15 protein-coding genes are annotated in these 14,457 nt (G+C 71.6%); 5 read left to right on the forward strand and 10 right to left on the reverse strand.

Annotated elements, in window-relative coordinates:
• Positions 1-88: 88 nt before the first annotated feature.
• Positions 89-964, reverse strand: a complete 876-nt coding sequence (locus tag ACFPCV_RS22065; RefSeq protein ID WP_378058179.1) for a transketolase family protein — start codon at positions 962-964, stop codon at positions 89-91.
• Positions 965-967: 3 nt separating this feature from the next.
• Complete coding sequence (locus ACFPCV_RS22070) at positions 968-1,639, reverse strand: transketolase (protein ID WP_378058180.1); 672 nt, start codon at positions 1,637-1,639, stop codon at positions 968-970.
• Positions 1,640-1,718: 79 nt separating this feature from the next.
• Between ACFPCV_RS22070 and soxR the strand changes: the two genes are divergently transcribed.
• Positions 1,719-2,180, forward strand: a complete 462-nt coding sequence (gene soxR / locus ACFPCV_RS22075) for a redox-sensitive transcriptional activator SoxR (protein WP_378058181.1) — start codon at positions 1,719-1,721, stop codon at positions 2,178-2,180.
• 34 nt (positions 2,181-2,214) lie between these two features.
• On the opposite strand, the gene ACFPCV_RS22080 is transcribed toward soxR, so the two are convergent.
• Complete coding sequence (locus ACFPCV_RS22080) at positions 2,215-2,634, reverse strand: DnaJ family domain-containing protein (RefSeq protein WP_378058182.1); 420 nt, start codon at positions 2,632-2,634, stop codon at positions 2,215-2,217.
• A 30-nt stretch (positions 2,635-2,664) separates the two neighbouring features.
• Here ACFPCV_RS22080 and ACFPCV_RS22085 point away from each other — a divergent pair, with 30 nt between their 5' ends.
• Positions 2,665-3,222: a TetR/AcrR family transcriptional regulator gene (locus tag ACFPCV_RS22085; RefSeq protein WP_378058183.1), complete on the forward strand. Its 558-nt coding sequence runs from the start codon at positions 2,665-2,667 to the stop codon at positions 3,220-3,222.
• A gap of 271 nt (positions 3,223-3,493) precedes the next feature.
• Here the strand turns inward: ACFPCV_RS22085 and ACFPCV_RS22090 are convergent, their stop codons facing one another.
• The 4 genes from ACFPCV_RS22090 to hisD are packed head-to-tail and all read right to left on the reverse strand — an operon-like array spanning position 3,494 to position 6,689.
• Positions 3,494-3,652: a hypothetical protein gene (locus ACFPCV_RS22090; protein WP_378058185.1), complete on the reverse strand. Its 159-nt coding sequence runs from the start codon at positions 3,650-3,652 to the stop codon at positions 3,494-3,496.
• 19 nt (positions 3,653-3,671) lie between these two features.
• A complete protein-coding gene (hisB, locus tag ACFPCV_RS22095) occupies positions 3,672-4,271 on the reverse strand; it encodes an imidazoleglycerol-phosphate dehydratase HisB (RefSeq protein ID WP_378058186.1) in 600 nt (199 codons plus the stop codon).
• The gene (locus ACFPCV_RS22100; RefSeq protein WP_378058187.1) at positions 4,268-5,371 is read right to left on the reverse strand and encodes a histidinol-phosphate transaminase; all 1,104 of its coding nucleotides are present in this window, start codon (positions 5,369-5,371) and stop codon (positions 4,268-4,270) included. The genes hisB and ACFPCV_RS22100 overlap by 4 nt, the downstream gene beginning before the upstream one ends.
• Positions 5,364-6,689, reverse strand: a complete 1,326-nt coding sequence (hisD, locus tag ACFPCV_RS22105) for a histidinol dehydrogenase (protein WP_378058188.1) — start codon at positions 6,687-6,689, stop codon at positions 5,364-5,366. The genes ACFPCV_RS22100 and hisD overlap by 8 nt, the downstream gene beginning before the upstream one ends.
• 190 nt (positions 6,690-6,879) lie before the next feature.
• On the opposite strand from hisD, the gene ACFPCV_RS22110 reads away from it, so the two are divergent.
• Entirely contained in the window at positions 6,880-8,148 is a 1,269-nt protein-coding gene (locus ACFPCV_RS22110; protein WP_378058189.1) for a M14 family metallopeptidase, read from the forward strand.
• Positions 8,149-8,206: 58 nt separating this feature from the next.
• Here ACFPCV_RS22110 and ACFPCV_RS22115 read toward each other — a convergent pair whose 3' ends face one another.
• A complete protein-coding gene (locus ACFPCV_RS22115; protein ID WP_378058190.1) occupies positions 8,207-9,403 on the reverse strand; it encodes an aminotransferase class V-fold PLP-dependent enzyme in 1,197 nt (398 codons plus the stop codon).
• Positions 9,370-10,890, reverse strand: a complete 1,521-nt coding sequence (locus tag ACFPCV_RS22120) for an ABC transporter substrate-binding protein (RefSeq protein ID WP_378058191.1) — start codon at positions 10,888-10,890, stop codon at positions 9,370-9,372. Before ACFPCV_RS22120 ends, ACFPCV_RS22115 begins: the two co-directional genes overlap by 34 nt.
• Positions 10,891-10,963: 73 nt before the next feature.
• Between ACFPCV_RS22120 and ACFPCV_RS22125 the strand changes: the two genes are divergently transcribed.
• Positions 10,964-11,728, forward strand: coding sequence for a carbon-nitrogen hydrolase family protein (locus ACFPCV_RS22125; RefSeq protein WP_378058192.1), 765 nt, complete (start codon positions 10,964-10,966; stop codon positions 11,726-11,728).
• Between the two features lie 625 nt (positions 11,729-12,353).
• On the opposite strand, the gene ACFPCV_RS22130 is transcribed toward ACFPCV_RS22125, so the two are convergent.
• The gene (locus ACFPCV_RS22130; protein WP_378058193.1) at positions 12,354-13,661 is read right to left on the reverse strand and encodes a cytochrome P450; all 1,308 of its coding nucleotides are present in this window, start codon (positions 13,659-13,661) and stop codon (positions 12,354-12,356) included.
• Positions 13,662-13,710: 49 nt separating this feature from the next.
• On the opposite strand from ACFPCV_RS22130, the gene ACFPCV_RS22135 reads away from it, so the two are divergent.
• Positions 13,711-14,283, forward strand: coding sequence for a TetR/AcrR family transcriptional regulator (locus tag ACFPCV_RS22135; protein ID WP_378058194.1), 573 nt, complete (start codon positions 13,711-13,713; stop codon positions 14,281-14,283).
• The last annotated feature ends 174 nt before the right edge of the window (positions 14,284-14,457 follow it).

The raw sequence follows: 14,457 nt of genomic DNA on the forward strand, positions 1-14,457 counted from the left end.
GAAGGCAGGTCAACCAACCGTTTGCACTCGGCCACGCTACGGGAGATTCGCTTTCTGGTCTAGACCACGTTAGCCGCAGGTCACCGATTCATCGGAGGAATTCGCGAACGGTCCTCGCGATTCCCGGCACGTCGAGACCGTGGACGACGTCGTGGTCCTCGGCCGTGCCGTACGCGCGGACCTCCCGGTCGCGGCGGACGCCGATCGCGCGCAACCGGTGCGCGACGTCGTCGAACGCGATCGCGACCTCGTGCGCGGACGTCCCCGCGAGGTACGGCTCGACGAGCACGACGTCGGTGTGGCCCGCGGCACGCAGGCCGCGGTGGTCGAACGGGCGGATGGTCGAGGCGTACAGGACGGTGACGTCCTGGCCTTCCGTCGCGGCGAGCACGTTGTCGAGCGTCGGGCCGACGGCGACCACGGTGCCGCGACTCCCCTCCCGCACCAGCGTGAACCGGCCGGTCGCCGGGTGTGCGGTCGCGTTCTGCCTGGTCGAAAGCCGCAGGTAGACACGCCCCTCACCGGCCAGCGCACCAGGCAGGAGCGCGGCGACCTCCTCCGGGTGTCCGGGGACGTGCACGGTCCAGCCCGGCAGCGTGTCGAGCAGCGCGACGTCGCCGGGCGCCTGGTGGGTGCGGCCCCACACCGGGTCGTCGTAGGAGGCGCCGATGCTGACGAGGACGGCGCCGACGTCCTGGTGGCCGAGGTCGAGCTTGATCTGCTCGAACGGGCGCTCGACGAGGAACGGCGTGTAGCTGTGCACGACCGGGCGCAGGCCGGTGAGCGCCAGTCCCCCCGCGACGCCGACCATGGCCTGCTCGCGGATGCCGACGTTGAGCACACGGTGCGGGTGCCGGGCGCGAGCGGGCGTGAACGCGTCGCGGGAGATGTCGGCCGTGACGACGGCGATCCTCGGGTCGTGGTCGAGGGCGGTGGTCACGGTGTCCACAAAGGTCTCGCGCATTGCTCATGCCTCCCTGATCGTCGCCACGACGGCGTTCGGGCCGTCGTGCCGCGCGGTGAGCGCGGTGTACAGCGCGTCGTGGTCGCGGCCGTCCACTGTGGTCGCGTGCCAGCCCTCGACCGCGAACCGCCGCGCGATGCCACCGGGCCAGCCATGGCTCGCGGAACCGTTGTCGACGGCGATGGCGGTGAGGTTGGCGACGTCCAGGCGGCCCGCGAGCGCGATGGCCTCGTGGTTGCTCCCCTCGTCCAACTCGCCGTCGCCGACGAGGACGAACACTCTCGGCGCGGTCCGGTTCTGCGCACGCAGGCCGAGCGCGGTACCGACGCCGAGGCCGAGCCCGTGGCCGAGCGAGCCGCTGCCGATCTCGGCGCCGGGCACCAGCACGCGGTCGGGGTGCTGGCCGAGCGGGGAGTCGAAGGTGGTCCAGCCGTCGAGGACGGCCGGGTCGAGGAAGCCCTTGGCGGCGAGGACGGCGTAGAACGCCATCGGGCCGTGCCCCTTGGAGAGGAGGAAGCGGTCGCGGTCGGGGTGGTCCACGGTGTCCGGGGAGATGTTCAGCACCCGGTCGTAGAGCACCCAGAGTATGTCCAAAGTGGACGCAGCGGCCCATTCGTGCTTCTCGTCGCCGGTCATCCGCCGGAACAGGGTGGCGAGGTCGAGTGTGGTCGTCATGCCACCGAGCATGCGACCTCGAGTGCGCTGGAAGTCAAGGACTTCGGCTTAGGTGGAGGTCCCCGGTAGTGTGAATCTTGTGCCGAAACTGCCCGACCACCTGACGATCGGCGAGGTCTCGCGGCGTAGTGGTGTGCCGCACACCGCGCTGCGGTTCTACGAGGAGCGGGGGCTCATCTCGTCCGAGCGCACGGCAGGCAACCAGCGAAAATATCCGCGGGCGGTGCTGCGCCGGCTGGCGTTCATCCGGACCGCGCAGCGGGTGGGGCTGAGCCTGGAGGAGATCCGCGACGCGCTCGGCACGCTGCCGGAGGGACGCACGCCGACGAAGGCGGACTGGTCGCGGCTGTCGCACGTGTGGCGGGGTGAACTGGACGCGCGGATCGACGCGATGCAGCGGCTGCGGGACCGGTTGACGGCCTGCATCGGGTGCGGGTGCCTGTCGTTGAAGTCCTGCCACCTCATCAACAAGGACGACCTGCTGGCGGACTACGGGCCGGGCGCGCCGCGGCTCAAGGCGGCCAGCGAAGGCGGGATCTGAGGCCGGGCGCCCCCAGCCGTGGGGGCCGACGGTTTCAGGCGGTGCGGTCCGGGCCGGTGGACGACTCGCGCCACTCGCGGACCACCTCGTCCACGTCCAGTGGACCCAGGCGCAGTGGCGGGCCGACCGGGGGTTGGCGGTGGACGTCCATGATGCGCCTGTTGAGGTCGGCCACGATGTCCCGGACCTCTTGTTCCCTGCGGATCCTTGCCAGGCGGGCCGGGAGTGCGGCCACCTCCTTCGGCAGCGCCAGCGACGGTGGCAGCAGCACCGACGTGTCGTGGTTCTCCTCGCGCAGTTTCTGCGCCACCCACTCGAGTGCGCCGCCCTGGCGTTTCGGGAGGGGTTTGCCCGCGCCGGGGAGGTTGTCCATCTCGCCGCGTTCCTGCGCCATGCGGATCTGGTGTTCGACCCAGTTCTCGGCCGACATGCCGCGGGGTTTCCTGTCGGTCATGTTTTCATAGTACAGCGGTACGATGATCGAGTGCCGAAACGTGTCGACCACGAGGTCCGCAAACGGGAGATGGCAGCCGCGCTCGTGCGGTGTGCGCGGGTGCGGGGACTGCACCAGTGCGGTTTTCGCGAGGTGGCCGCCGAGGCCGGGGTGTCGGTGAACCTCGTGCAGTACTACTTCCCCACCAAGGCGGACCTGCTGCTCGGTGGACTGGTGCATGTGCGGGCGTTGATCACCGCGCGGTTCGCCGGGCTGCCATCCGAACCCCGGGCGCGGGTGCGGGCACTGCTCGAGTCGGTGCTGCCGACCGACGAGGCCGGCACCGACCTGTACCGCGTGCACGCGGCCTACGCGGCACTCGCGTTCACCGATCCGGTGCTCGCCGCGCAGCCGCAGGCGGCCGGACCGGACGAGTTGCAGCCGATGCTCGCCGGGTTGCTCGCGGAGCTCGCGGTCCCCGAGCCGGCACGTACCGCCACGGCGCTGCTCGCGCTGTGCACCGGGCTCAGCGCGTACCTGACCTCGGGGTTCCTGACCGCCGACGACGCCGTGCGGACCTTGCGAGCCGAGCTGGCCCGGGTGCTCTAGATGATTGATTCCGTGAAGTCGGTGTGAGTGGGCGGTCGGTCGTCGTGTGCTGGTCGCGTCGGTATCGGTCGGGTGTGCTGGCTGCGGTTGGTGCCGTGAAAGGCGCGCTGACGGCGTGGTAATGCCCTGAAAGGCGCGTTCAGGGCGCTGGGCGCCCTGAACGGCCCATTGACGGCACTCGTTGTGCCGTGAACACGCCTTCCACGGCATCGGCCCAGATGACGGGTCCGTACGCCAAGCCACTTCACATGACCTTGGCGGAATCAGTCCGTCAGGAGGACATCCAGACGATCGCGCCGCCGACGGCCAGTACCGCGCACACGCCGAGGAGCATCGCGAGGACCTTCGCGGTCTTGTACGTCGAGTAGACGCCGCCGACGAGGAACCCGGCTACCGCGAGCAGGCCGATGACGATGACTTCCTTGGACATGTCGCGGAAGCGTAGTTCGCTAGAGCGTGCCCTTGGTGCTCGGGATGCCCTGCTGTCTCGGGTCGGACTCCGACGCCGCGCGCAGGGCCCGCGCCACCGCCTTGTACTGGGCCTCGGTGATGTGGTGCGGGTCGCGGCCGTGGATGACGCGGACGTGCAGTGCGATGCGCGCGTGGAAGGCCAGCGACTCGAACACGTGCCGGTTGAGCACCGTGGGGTAGTTGTTGCCGACCACGAAGCCCGTCATCATCTCCGGCTCGCCGGTCAGGACGCAGTACGGGCGACCGGACACGTCGACCGCGGCGTGGGCCAGGGTCTCGTCCATCGGGATCCACGCGTCGCCGAAGCGGCGGATGCCGCGCTTGTCGCCCAGCGCCTTGCCGAACGCCTCGCCGAGCACGATGGCCACGTCCTCGACGGTGTGGTGGGCGTCGATCTCGATGTCGCCCTTGGCGTGCACCGTCAGGTCGAACATGCCATGGGCGCCGAACGCCGTCAGCATGTGGTCGTAGAACGGGACACCGGTGGACACGTCCACCTTGCCCGCACCGTCGAGGTCGATCTCCACGACCACCGACGACTCCTTGGTGGTCCGCTCGACGCGGCCGATCCGGTTCACCTGATCTCCTTGCTCGCGGCCAGGAACGCGTCGTTCTCGGCCGGGGTGCCGATGGTCACCCGCAGGTGACCGGGGATGCCGACGTCCCGGATGAGCACCCCGTGGTCGAGGTAGGCCCGCCACGTCGCGGCCGCGTCCTCGAACTGTCCGAAGAGGACGAAGTTGGCGTCGCTCGGGACGACCGTGAAACCCAGGCCGCGCAACGAGTCCATGACACGATCGCGTTCGACGGCCAGCTTGTGCACCGACGCGAGGGTCTCGTCCGCGTGCCGCAGCGCGGCCCGCGCGGCGGCCTGGGTGAGCACCGACAGGTGGTAGGGCAGGCGCACCAGCAGCAGCGCGTCGACCATCGCCGGCGCGGCCGCGAGGTAGCCGAGGCGGCCACCGGCGAACGCGAACGCCTTGCTCATCGTGCGGGACACGATCAGTTTCGCCGGGTAGTCGGCCAGCAGGGTGACCGCGCTGGGCTGCGACGAGAACTCGGCGTACGCCTCGTCGACGACGACGAGACCCGGTGCCGCCTCGATCAGCGCACGCAGCCCGGCCAGCGGGATGGAGCCGCCGGTCGGGTTGTTCGGGCTGGTCACGAACGCGACGTGCGGCGCGCGGTCGGCGAGCACCTTCGCGGCGGCCTCGGCGTCCAGTGTGAAGTCGGCGCGGCGCGGGGTCGGCGTCCACTCCGTGCGGGTGCCCGCGGCGATGATCGGGTGCATCGAGTACGACGGCTCGAACCCCAGCGCCGTGCGGCCGGGACCGCCGAAGGCCTGCAGGATCTGCTGCAGCACCTCGTTGGAACCGTTGGCGGCCCACAGGTTCGCGGTCGTCAGCGGCACACCGGTCGCCGTGGACAGGTACGCGGCCAGGTCGGTCCGCAGCTCGACCGCGTCCCGGTCCGGGTAGCGGTGCAAGTCCTCGGCTGCCGCCGCCACCGCCCGCGTCACGTCCGCGACCAGCGCGGGCGGCGGCGGGTACGGGTTCTCGTTGGTGTTGAGCCGGAACTCGACGTCCAGCTGTGGCGCGCCGTACGGACTGGCACCACGCAGGTCGGCACGCAGCGGCAGGTCTCCCAACTGGACGGACGACCCGATGGCGTCATTCATCCCGGCCTCCGAAACGGGCCGTGACCGCCTGGCCGTGCGCGGGCAGGTCCTCCGCGTTCGCGAGCGCGACCACCTTGTCCGCCACCGACCTCAGTGCGTCGGCCGAGTAGTCGACGACGTGGATGCCGCGCAGGAAGGTCTGCACCGAAAGGCCCGACGAGTGCCGCGCGCAGCCACCGGTGGGCAGCACGTGGTTCGAGCCCGCGCAGTAGTCGCCGAGCGAGACCGGGCTGTGCGCGCCGACGAAGATCGCGCCCGCCGCACGGACCCTGGCCGCCACCTCGGCGGCGTCGACCGTCTGGATCTCCAGGTGCTCGGCGGCGTACGCGTCCACGACGGACAGTCCGGCGTCCACATCGGACACCAGGACGCAGCCGGACTGCGCGCCCTGCAGCGCCGTCGTGATCCGGTCGGTGTGCTTGGTGGTCTTGACCTGGCGGGCCAGCTCGGCGTCGACCGCGTCGGCCAGCTCCGGTGACGGGGTGACCAGCACGCTCGCGGCGAGCGTGTCGTGCTCGGCCTGGCTGATCAGGTCGGCGGCCACGTGCACCGGGTCGGCGGTGTCGTCGGCGAGGATCGCGATCTCGGTCGGGCCCGCCTCGGAGTCGATCCCGATCAGGCCGCGGAGCAGGCGCTTCGCGGCGGTGAGGTAGACGTTGCCAGGGCCGGTGACCATGTCGACCGGGTCCAGCGGCGTGCCGTCGGTGTCGGTGCCGCCGTAGGCCAGCAGCGCGACCGCCTGCGCTCCCCCGACGGCCCACACCTCGGTCACGCCGAGCAGCTCGGCGGCGGCGAGGATCGTCGGGTGCGGGAGGCCGCCGAACTCGGCCTGCGGGGGTGAGCAGACCACCAGCGACTCGACGCCAGCGGTCTGCGCGGGCACCACGTTCATGACCACGCTCGACGGGTAGACGGCCAGGCCACCCGGCGCGTACAGGCCGACCCTGCGGACCGGGACCCACCGCTCGGTGACCGTGCCACCGGGCACGACCTGGGTGGTCACGTCGGTGCGGCGCTGGTCGGCGTGCACGCGGCGGGCGCGGTCGATGGTCTCCTCGAGCGCCTCGCGGACGGGGGCCTCGAGGTAGGCCAGCCCCGAGGTCAGCTCGCGGGCGGGGACGCGGACGGCTGCCGGGCGGACGCCGTCGAAGCGCTCGGACAGCTCGATGGCGGCCTCGGCACCGCGGTCGCGGACGGCCTCGACCAGGGGGCGGACCTGATGCAGCACCGCGTCCACGTCCACATCGGCGCGCGGCAGCAGCGTGCGCAGCTCGGCCGGGGACGGGACTCGACCACGCAGGTCGGTGCGGCTCAGCATCGGGTTCCTCTCCTGGTGCGGGGGTGTGTACGCCACCAGCCTAAGCGGTCGGCGGTGCACCCGATCGGCCCACTACCTTCGTCGGATGATCCAATCCTGACGCACCGTTTCCGACCAATGACGGGTTGTCGCCACGTGGTGCCCGCCGGAGGCTCGGGCGAGCATCACAACAGCCTTCGGGGAGGCGAACATGCACATCACACGTCGCGTGCTCGGGGCGGGCGCCGGCGTCACGGCGGCCGTCCTGGTGCTGGTCACCGGCTGGCAGGCCGGGGCGGCCGAGGAACAGGTGCCCGGTCAGGGCCTGTACCAGGTGCGGGGCGCGGACACCGCCGTCGAGCGGACCGACGTCTCCCGCACGGGCGTCGACGTGCTCGGGGTCCGCGAGGGCGCGATGGAGGTCGTGGCCGGCCCGGCGCAGGCGGCCGCGCTCCGGGCCCAGGGGTTCACCGTGTCGCTGCTGGGCGACTGGGCGGCGATGCTCGACGCGCGCGGCGGCGGGGTGGCGCGCGCCGCCGACTTCCCCGCGGGTGACGAGGGGTACCACACGTACGAGGAGATGGTGGCCGCGCTGCGGTCGGCGGCGTCGGCGCACCCGGCGATCACGGCGGTGTCGAGCATCGGCAGCACGTACGAGGGCCGCGACCTCCCGGTGATCAAGATCAGCGACAACGCGGCGGCCGACGAGGACGAGCCCGAGGTGCTGTTCACGTGCAACATGCACGCGCGCGAGCACCTGACCACGGAGATGTGCCTGCACATCGTGGACCGGTTCACGTCCGGCTACGGGACCGACGACGGGGTCACGGCGAACGTGGACGCCAAGGAGATCTGGGTCGTCCCTTCGCAGAACCCGGACGGCGCCGAGTTCGACATCTCGGGCGGCGAGTACCAGGGCTGGCGCAAGAACCGGCAGCCAGGCGACGACGGCACCGTCGGCACGGACCTCAACCGGAACTTCTCGTACAAGTGGGGTTGCTGCGGCGGGTCGTCCGGCTCGCCGTCCGCGGAGACCTACCGCGGCCCGTCGGCGGCCTCCGCGCCGGAGGTGCGGGCCGTTCAGTCCTTCGTGGACTCGCGGGTGGTCGGCGGCGTGCAGCAGATCAAGGGGCACATCGACTTCCACACGTACTCCGAGCTGGTGCTGTGGCCGTTCGGGTTCACCCACGACACGGTGACCGAGGGCATGACGCAGGAGGAGTACGACCGCTTCACGTCGGTCGGCGAGGAGATGGCTGCCTCGAACGGTTACACGCCGGATCAGTCGTCCGGGCTCTACATCACCGACGGTGACATCACGGACTGGATGTGGGGACAGCACAAGGTGCTCTCGTACTGCTTCGAGATGTACCCCTCGGGCGGCGGCGTCGAGGGCTTCTACCCGCCGGACGAGGACATCGCCCCGCAGACGACCCGCAACGACGGCGCGGTCGACATCCTGCTGTCGAACGCGACCTGACCGCTGGTTCCGCGGTGGCCCGGCGACGCAGCCGCCGGGCCACCGTCACCTGTCAGGGTCAGGTGAGGTCGGCGACCGCCGCGATGGTCTCGTCCAACTGGGTTCGGGTGATGAAGTAGTGCGGGGACGCGCGGACGATCACGTCCAGGCCGCGGCGGGTCATGTCGTACTGGGTCGAGGTCGTTCCCGACAGGGTCACCGTGATGTGCCGGTCCCGCAGCCGGTCGCGGACCGTTGCCGGGGCGACGCCGTCGACGGTGAACGTGACCAGGCCGCACCGCTGCGTACCGAGGTCGTGGACCGTCACGCCCGGCAGTCCTGCCAACCCCGCGCGCAGGTACTCCGCCCCCGCGCGGACCGCGGTCTCGATGTTCGCCAGCCCCAGGTCCAGTGCGTACCGGACCGCGGCGATCAGGCCGAGGCGGTCCGCGACGCTCGACTCCCACAGCTCGAACACGCGCGCGTCGGAACGCAGTGAGAACCGGTCCGGGGCCTCCCACGTGCCGCTGTGCAGGTCGACCTGTCGTGGCCGCAGGCGGTCGCGAACCTCCTTGCGCACCGCGAGGAACCCGGTGCCGCGTGGACCGCGCAGCCACTTGCGGCCCGTGCCCGTGACGATGTCCGCGGCCACGCCCGCCAGGTCGACCTGGCCCGCCGACTGGCACGCGTCCAGCAGCACCAGCGCACCCGCCTCGTGCGCGGCCTCGACGACCGCCGCGGCCGGGTTCACCAGGCCGCCGTTGGTCGGGACGTGGACCAGTGACACCAGGCGGACGCGGTCGTCCAGCATGGCCCGCAGTGCCGCGACGTCCACGGCGCCAGACTCGTCGGACGGGACCGGTTCCACCGTCGCGCCCGCCTCTGCCGCCCTGCGCAGCAGCGGGACGGCGTTGCCCGCGTACTCCACCTCGGTCGACAGGACGCGGTCGCCGGGGGCCAGCGGGATCGCGTCGAACGCGGTCAGCCACGAGCGGGTCGCGCTGTCGGTGAACGCGACCTCGTCCGCGTCGCAGCCCAGTGCCCGCGCCAGCACCTCGTAGCCCGCTTCCAGGTCGTCCTCGCGTTCGGCCGCGGCGCGGTAGCCGCCCACCTCGGCCTCGCGGCGCAGGTGGTTCACCACCTCGTCCAGCACCTGCACGGGCGGCAGCGACGAGCCCGCGCTGTCGAGGAACACGCCCCGGTGGCTGCCGGGGGTGTCGGCCCGCACCGCGTCGAGGTCGATCACCTTGGCTTCCAGTCCTCGAGGTTCCACCATGCCCCCCACGTGAAGTCCGAGTGCGCCGCGTCGACGACCGGCTGGTAGCCCTCCCAGCTCTCCCGCATGACGTAGGTGTGGTTCGGCGCCACCAGTACCACCATGCCAGGTGCGGTCACCCACGACCGCTGGAACTTGCGGTAGGCCGTCGCGCGCTGTGCGGGGTCCGTTGCCGTCCTGCCGGTGTCGAGGGCCTCGTCGACCGTGTCGTTGACGTACCCGCCGAGCGCGGAACCGCTGTGCACCAGCGGGTACAGCTCCGGGTCCGGGTCGAACGGGTCGCCGAATGCCACCACGGACGGGCCGGTCTGGGCGGTGGCCGCGGGCTCGGGTGTCACCTCGACGCCGACCGCGCGCGCGTCGGCCGCGAACGACCGCGCCAGCGCCTCGGACACCGTGTCGCCCGCCGGGTAGTGCAGCGTGAACGACGCGGGCACACCGTTCTTCGTCCGCACCCCGGCCTCCCCCGGCACCCAGCCGCCCGCCGACAGCGCGTCGAGCGCGCTGGTCAGGTCGAACTCGTAGGTGGCGTCCGGGTCGACGAACTCGGCGAGCACGTGCGGCATCGGGGTGTGCGCGGCCCGTGCCTTCGTCGCGACCGCGTCGTCGACCATGTTCTTGCGGTTCACCGCGTGGTTGAGCGCGACCCGCAGGGCGGGGTCGCCGGTGACCGGGTTGCCGGTGGGCAGCACGACGGCCCGCACGTCGGCGGCGCTGTGGTAGGCGACCAGCAGGCCGTCGACGTCCTCGAACCCGGCGGCCAGCGGCGGCGGCAGCGCGGCGCCGTCGAGTTTGCCGTCCCGCAGCCGGGCCGCGCGCGCGTCGTCGTCGGGGATGAACTCGACGGTGACCTTCTCGACGGCGGGCGGGTCGTTCCAGTACGAGGTGTTGGCGGTCAGCACCATCCGCTCACCACGTGCCCACGACTCCAGGCGGTACGGCCCGGTGCCCACCGGTTCCGGTGTGCCGACCGACTCACTGGACACGATGCCGAGCACGAGCAGCGCGGGGAACGGCGCGTACGGCGCGGTCAGGTCGAACCGCACGGTCGACGCGTTGACCGCGGTGACGCTCTTGAGCATCGAGAACCGTTGGCGCACCGGTGACTTTCGTGCCGGGTCGAGCACGGCGCGGTAGGTGGCCACGACGTCCTCCGCCTCGAACGGTGTGCCGTCGGCGAACGTCACCTCTCCCCGGAGGCGGACCGTCCACGAGCGACCGTCGGGCGCGGGCTCGGGCAGGTCGACCGCGAGCGCGGGCCGCAGCGACCGATCGCTCTGGTGCTCGACGAGCCCGTCGAACAGCTTCGCGGCGCCGTTCTCGGCGTACCCGGACAGCGGGTGCACGTCGGCGGGCTCGTCGGCGACGGCGATCACCATCGACGTGCCGTCCGGGTCGCCGGAGGCCGGTGGCGCCGGGTCACCCGTGCAGGCGCCCACGAGCGCGGCCGCGAGCAACGGCACCAGAAGACGCGACTTGTGAGGCACGAGGCCCGACCCTAGCCGGGCGACATATCCTCGCGTGGAGGGATTACGCATTCTCGCGCCTGGAGGTGTTGCCGTGCGTGTCGCGTTGAGCCAGATCACATCATCGCCGTCGCCGTCGTCGAACCTGGACCTGGTGGCGGCACAGGTGAAGGCCGCGGCGGCGGACGGTGCCTCGGTGGTCCTGTTCCCGGAGGCCACGATGGCGTGTTTCGGCACGTCACTGGGCCCGCTGGCGGAGCGGCTCGACGGGCCGTGGGCGTCGGCGGTGCGCGCCATCGCGGCCGAGCACGACGTGCTCGTGGTGGCCGGCATGTTCACCCCGGCGCCGGACGGGCGGGTGTTCAACACGCTGCTGGCCACAGGCCGCGACCGGCATGTGGGCTACGACAAGGTCCACCTGTACGACGCGTTCGGCTTCCAGGAGTCGCGCACCGTCGCGCCGGGTGACGAGCTGGTGGTGCTCGGTGACCTGGGGCTGGCGACGTGTTACGACGTGCGGTTCCCCGGGGTGTTCACCGGGCTCGCGGACAGGGGCGCCGCCGTGGTGCTGCTGGGCGCGTCGTGGGGCGCCGGGCCCGGCAAGAGGGAGCAGTGGGAGCTGCTGGTGCGGGCGCGGGCACTGGACTCGACGTGCTGGGTGGTGGCGTGCGGGCAGGCCGACCCCGGGGTGGCGTCGAAGGCGCCGACCGGGATCGGGCACAGCCTCGTCGCCGCGCCGGACGGGTCGGTGTTCGCGTCACTCGGCGCGGACCCCGAGCTGCTCGTGGTGGACCTCGACCTGGACCTGGTCGCGAAGACCCGCGAGAACATCCCGGTGCTGGCGAACCGCAGAATCTAGACGATTGATTCCGTGAAGCTCATGTGAAGTGGCTTTGGCGTACGGCCCCGTCATCAGCACGTCTCCCACACCCACGCGGTCGCCCGACGGGGGCTGGGCCGATGCCGTGAAAGGCGCGTTGACGGCACAACCGGTGCCGTCAATGGCACATTCACGGCGTTGAGCGCCGTGAACGGCCCATTGACGGCATCCCGGATGCCGTCAACGCGCCTTTCACAGCACCAAACCCCCGGGCGCTACGCGCCCCGGGCCCGCGAAGCGGCCCCGCACAGCAAGCCCGGCACAAGCAAGCCCGCCAAGCCCCGCGAAGCGGCCCTCTACACACCCCGACGGTGGCGCAAGCCCACCCCAAAGGGGCTCCCTGCCATCCCGTCGACCTGGCATAGCCCGATCACACCGTGTCAAGGGGGCCAAAACGGCCGAAGCACAACATGCCAAAGCTGGCCCCCCTTGGCGCGGTGTGATAGCCCGCAGGGGAGGTCGACGGGATGGCAGGCAGACCCGAACCCAACCGCAGCCGACCTCCCCCTCCGCCACCCCGGAGACCTGCCCGTCCGGCGAGGACAAACCACCAACGCCAACCGCAACGCACCCGACCAAAACGACGCGACCAGCACACGACGACCTAGCGCGGGGTGACCACGATCCGGGCACCCCTGGACGGAACCAGGGTGATGTTGCGGGGTTTCGGGAACTCCTCGTGGCCGCTCGCCGCGCGGATGTCGTAGCGGGTCAGGGCTTCCTTCAGGACCGCGCCCGCCTCCTGCAGCGAGAAACCCGCGCCGATGCAGCGGCGCACGCCGCCACCGAACGGGATCCACGTGCCGGCTTCCGGCGTTCTGCCGAGGAAGCGGTCCGGGCGGAAGTCCTTCGGCTCCTCGTGGAGGGTCGCGTCGCGGTGGACGAGGGAGATGCTCGGTGCGACCACCGTGCCGGCGGGCAGTCGGTAGCCGGCCAGCTCGACCGGTTCGGTCAGCATGCGGGCCACGTTCTGGATCACCGGGCGGCGGCGCATGGCCTCCTTCGCCACGGCCTCCAGGTAGCCGTCGTCGCCGTCGTCCGCCGCCTGTTGCGCGCGGCGCTGGATGTCCGGCCGCCGGGACAGTTCGTGGAACGACCAGGCGAGCGCGGTCGCGGTGGTCTCGTGGCCCGCCAGCAGCAGGGTGATCATCTGGTCGCGCAGCTCGACGTCGGACAGCTCGTCGCCCGCCGCGGTGAGCAGGCGGGACAGCACGTCGTCGCGTTCCGACAGGTCACCGGCGGCGCGGCGGTCGGCGATCTCGGCGTACAGCAGGCGGTCGGCGGCGTGCAGGTTGTCCCAGTTGCGTTTCCAGAAGCCGTACCGGCGCAGCTTCGGGTAGCTCCAGCCGAGCACGGTGAGCGGGCCGATGTCGGAGATGCGGCGCAGCCGGGGCCGCAGCTCCGCGAGGCGCGGGCCCTCGGACATGCCGAACACGACGCGCAGGATGATCTCCAGGGTCACCGCGTTCATGCGCGGGTGCACGGCGAACGGCGTGCCCTCGGGCCAGCGCTCGACGTTGGCCACGGCCAGTTCGGTCATGAGGTCGCGGTAGCCGCGCAGTGCGGCGCCGTTGAACGCGGGCATCAGCAGCTTGCGGGCCCGCAGGTGCTCGTCCTCGTCGGTGGTGAGCAACGAGTGCTCGCCCATGACCGGCGCGAGGATCCCGTTGCCCTCACCGGCGTGGAAGACCGTCGGCGCGCCCGCGAAGACCTGCCGGATGTGCTCGGGGCGGCTCAGCGTGACGATCGTGCGGTCACCGGCCACGCGGGTGGTGAACACCTCGCCGTAGCGGCGGCGCCAGCGCGCGTGGACCTGGCGGCGGAACGCGAGGAACAGGATCGTCTGCACGAGCGACGGCAGGGTGGACCCGGGCGGCAGGGCGGTTCCCGGTGTTGCCTCGACCGTGGCCATGCCCAGTTTTATACGCGCGTATAGATCGGCTCACAAGTACGATCGACCGGTGGGCCATCGGGAACAGCTGCTCGCCGCGGCGCGGCAACTGCTGGAGGACAAGGGATACGCGCACATCACCGCGCGTGACCTCGTCGCCGCATCCGGCACGAACCTGGCCTCGATCGGCTACCACTTCGGGTCGAAGGCCGGGTTGCTGAACGCCGCGCTCGGCGAGCTGTTCGAGGAGTGGGCGCGGCAGCTCGCGGAGATCGCGCTGGCGGCCCCGGACGCGTCGCCGGTCGAACGCACGCACCGGATGTGGGCGGCGTTCCTCGAACACGTCGGCGGGCGGCGGGCGCTGCTGGTGTCGTTCGTGGAGGCGATGGCGCAGGCCGACCGCGACCCGGAGCTGCGCGAGCAACTGGCCGGGACGTACCGGAACGTGCGCACGCTGGCGAGCCGAATCGTGGCCGACGCCCTGTCCGTGGCGCCGGAGGACCCGCGCTGCGCCGCGGTGGCGAGCTGGATGATGGCGGTGTGCGACGGCCTGGCCATGCAGTGGCTGCTCGACCCGGCCGCGGCGCCGAGAGGTGCGGACCTGTTGCGGGGACTCGAGGATCTGCGGGCGCTGTCCGGCTGACGTGCGCACCGGCGGCCTCCGGCCCCCGGTCACCGGTGTAGGCGAGGGGACCGACGATTCCGGGCCGTCGCGGCGCTGCTGTGGACAACCGCGGCGGCTGTGGATGGTTCCGGGCGTGCGACCGGGGATCGTCGGTGCCTCGTGGGAGACTGGAAACCGGGGGCCGGCGGCAAG

The organism is Actinophytocola glycyrrhizae (genome assembly GCF_042653545.1).
GTDB lineage: Bacteria > Actinomycetota > Actinomycetes > Mycobacteriales > Pseudonocardiaceae > Actinophytocola > Actinophytocola glycyrrhizae.

Excerpts from the sequence above, each read along its gene's own strand:
- hisD (WP_378058188.1), bottom strand. The coding sequence starts at position 6,689 with ATGCTGAGCCGCACCGACCTGCGTGGTCGAGTCCCGTCCCCGGCCGAG.
- ACFPCV_RS22080 (WP_378058182.1), bottom strand. The coding sequence starts at position 2,634 with ATGACCGACAGGAAACCCCGCGGCATGTCGGCCGAGAACTGGGTCGAA.
- ACFPCV_RS22110 (WP_378058189.1), top strand. The coding sequence starts at position 6,880 with ATGCACATCACACGTCGCGTGCTCGGGGCGGGCGCCGGCGTCACGGCG.
- ACFPCV_RS22090 (WP_378058185.1), bottom strand. The coding sequence starts at position 3,652 with ATGTCCAAGGAAGTCATCGTCATCGGCCTGCTCGCGGTAGCCGGGTTC.
- ACFPCV_RS22100 (WP_378058187.1), bottom strand. The coding sequence starts at position 5,371 with ATGAATGACGCCATCGGGTCGTCCGTCCAGTTGGGAGACCTGCCGCTG.
- ACFPCV_RS22130 (WP_378058193.1), bottom strand. The coding sequence starts at position 13,661 with ATGGCCACGGTCGAGGCAACACCGGGAACCGCCCTGCCGCCCGGGTCC.
- ACFPCV_RS22115 (WP_378058190.1), bottom strand. The coding sequence starts at position 9,403 with ATGGTGGAACCTCGAGGACTGGAAGCCAAGGTGATCGACCTCGACGCG.
- ACFPCV_RS22070 (WP_378058180.1), bottom strand. The coding sequence starts at position 1,639 with ATGACGACCACACTCGACCTCGCCACCCTGTTCCGGCGGATGACCGGC.
- ACFPCV_RS22065 (WP_378058179.1), bottom strand. The coding sequence starts at position 964 with ATGCGCGAGACCTTTGTGGACACCGTGACCACCGCCCTCGACCACGAC.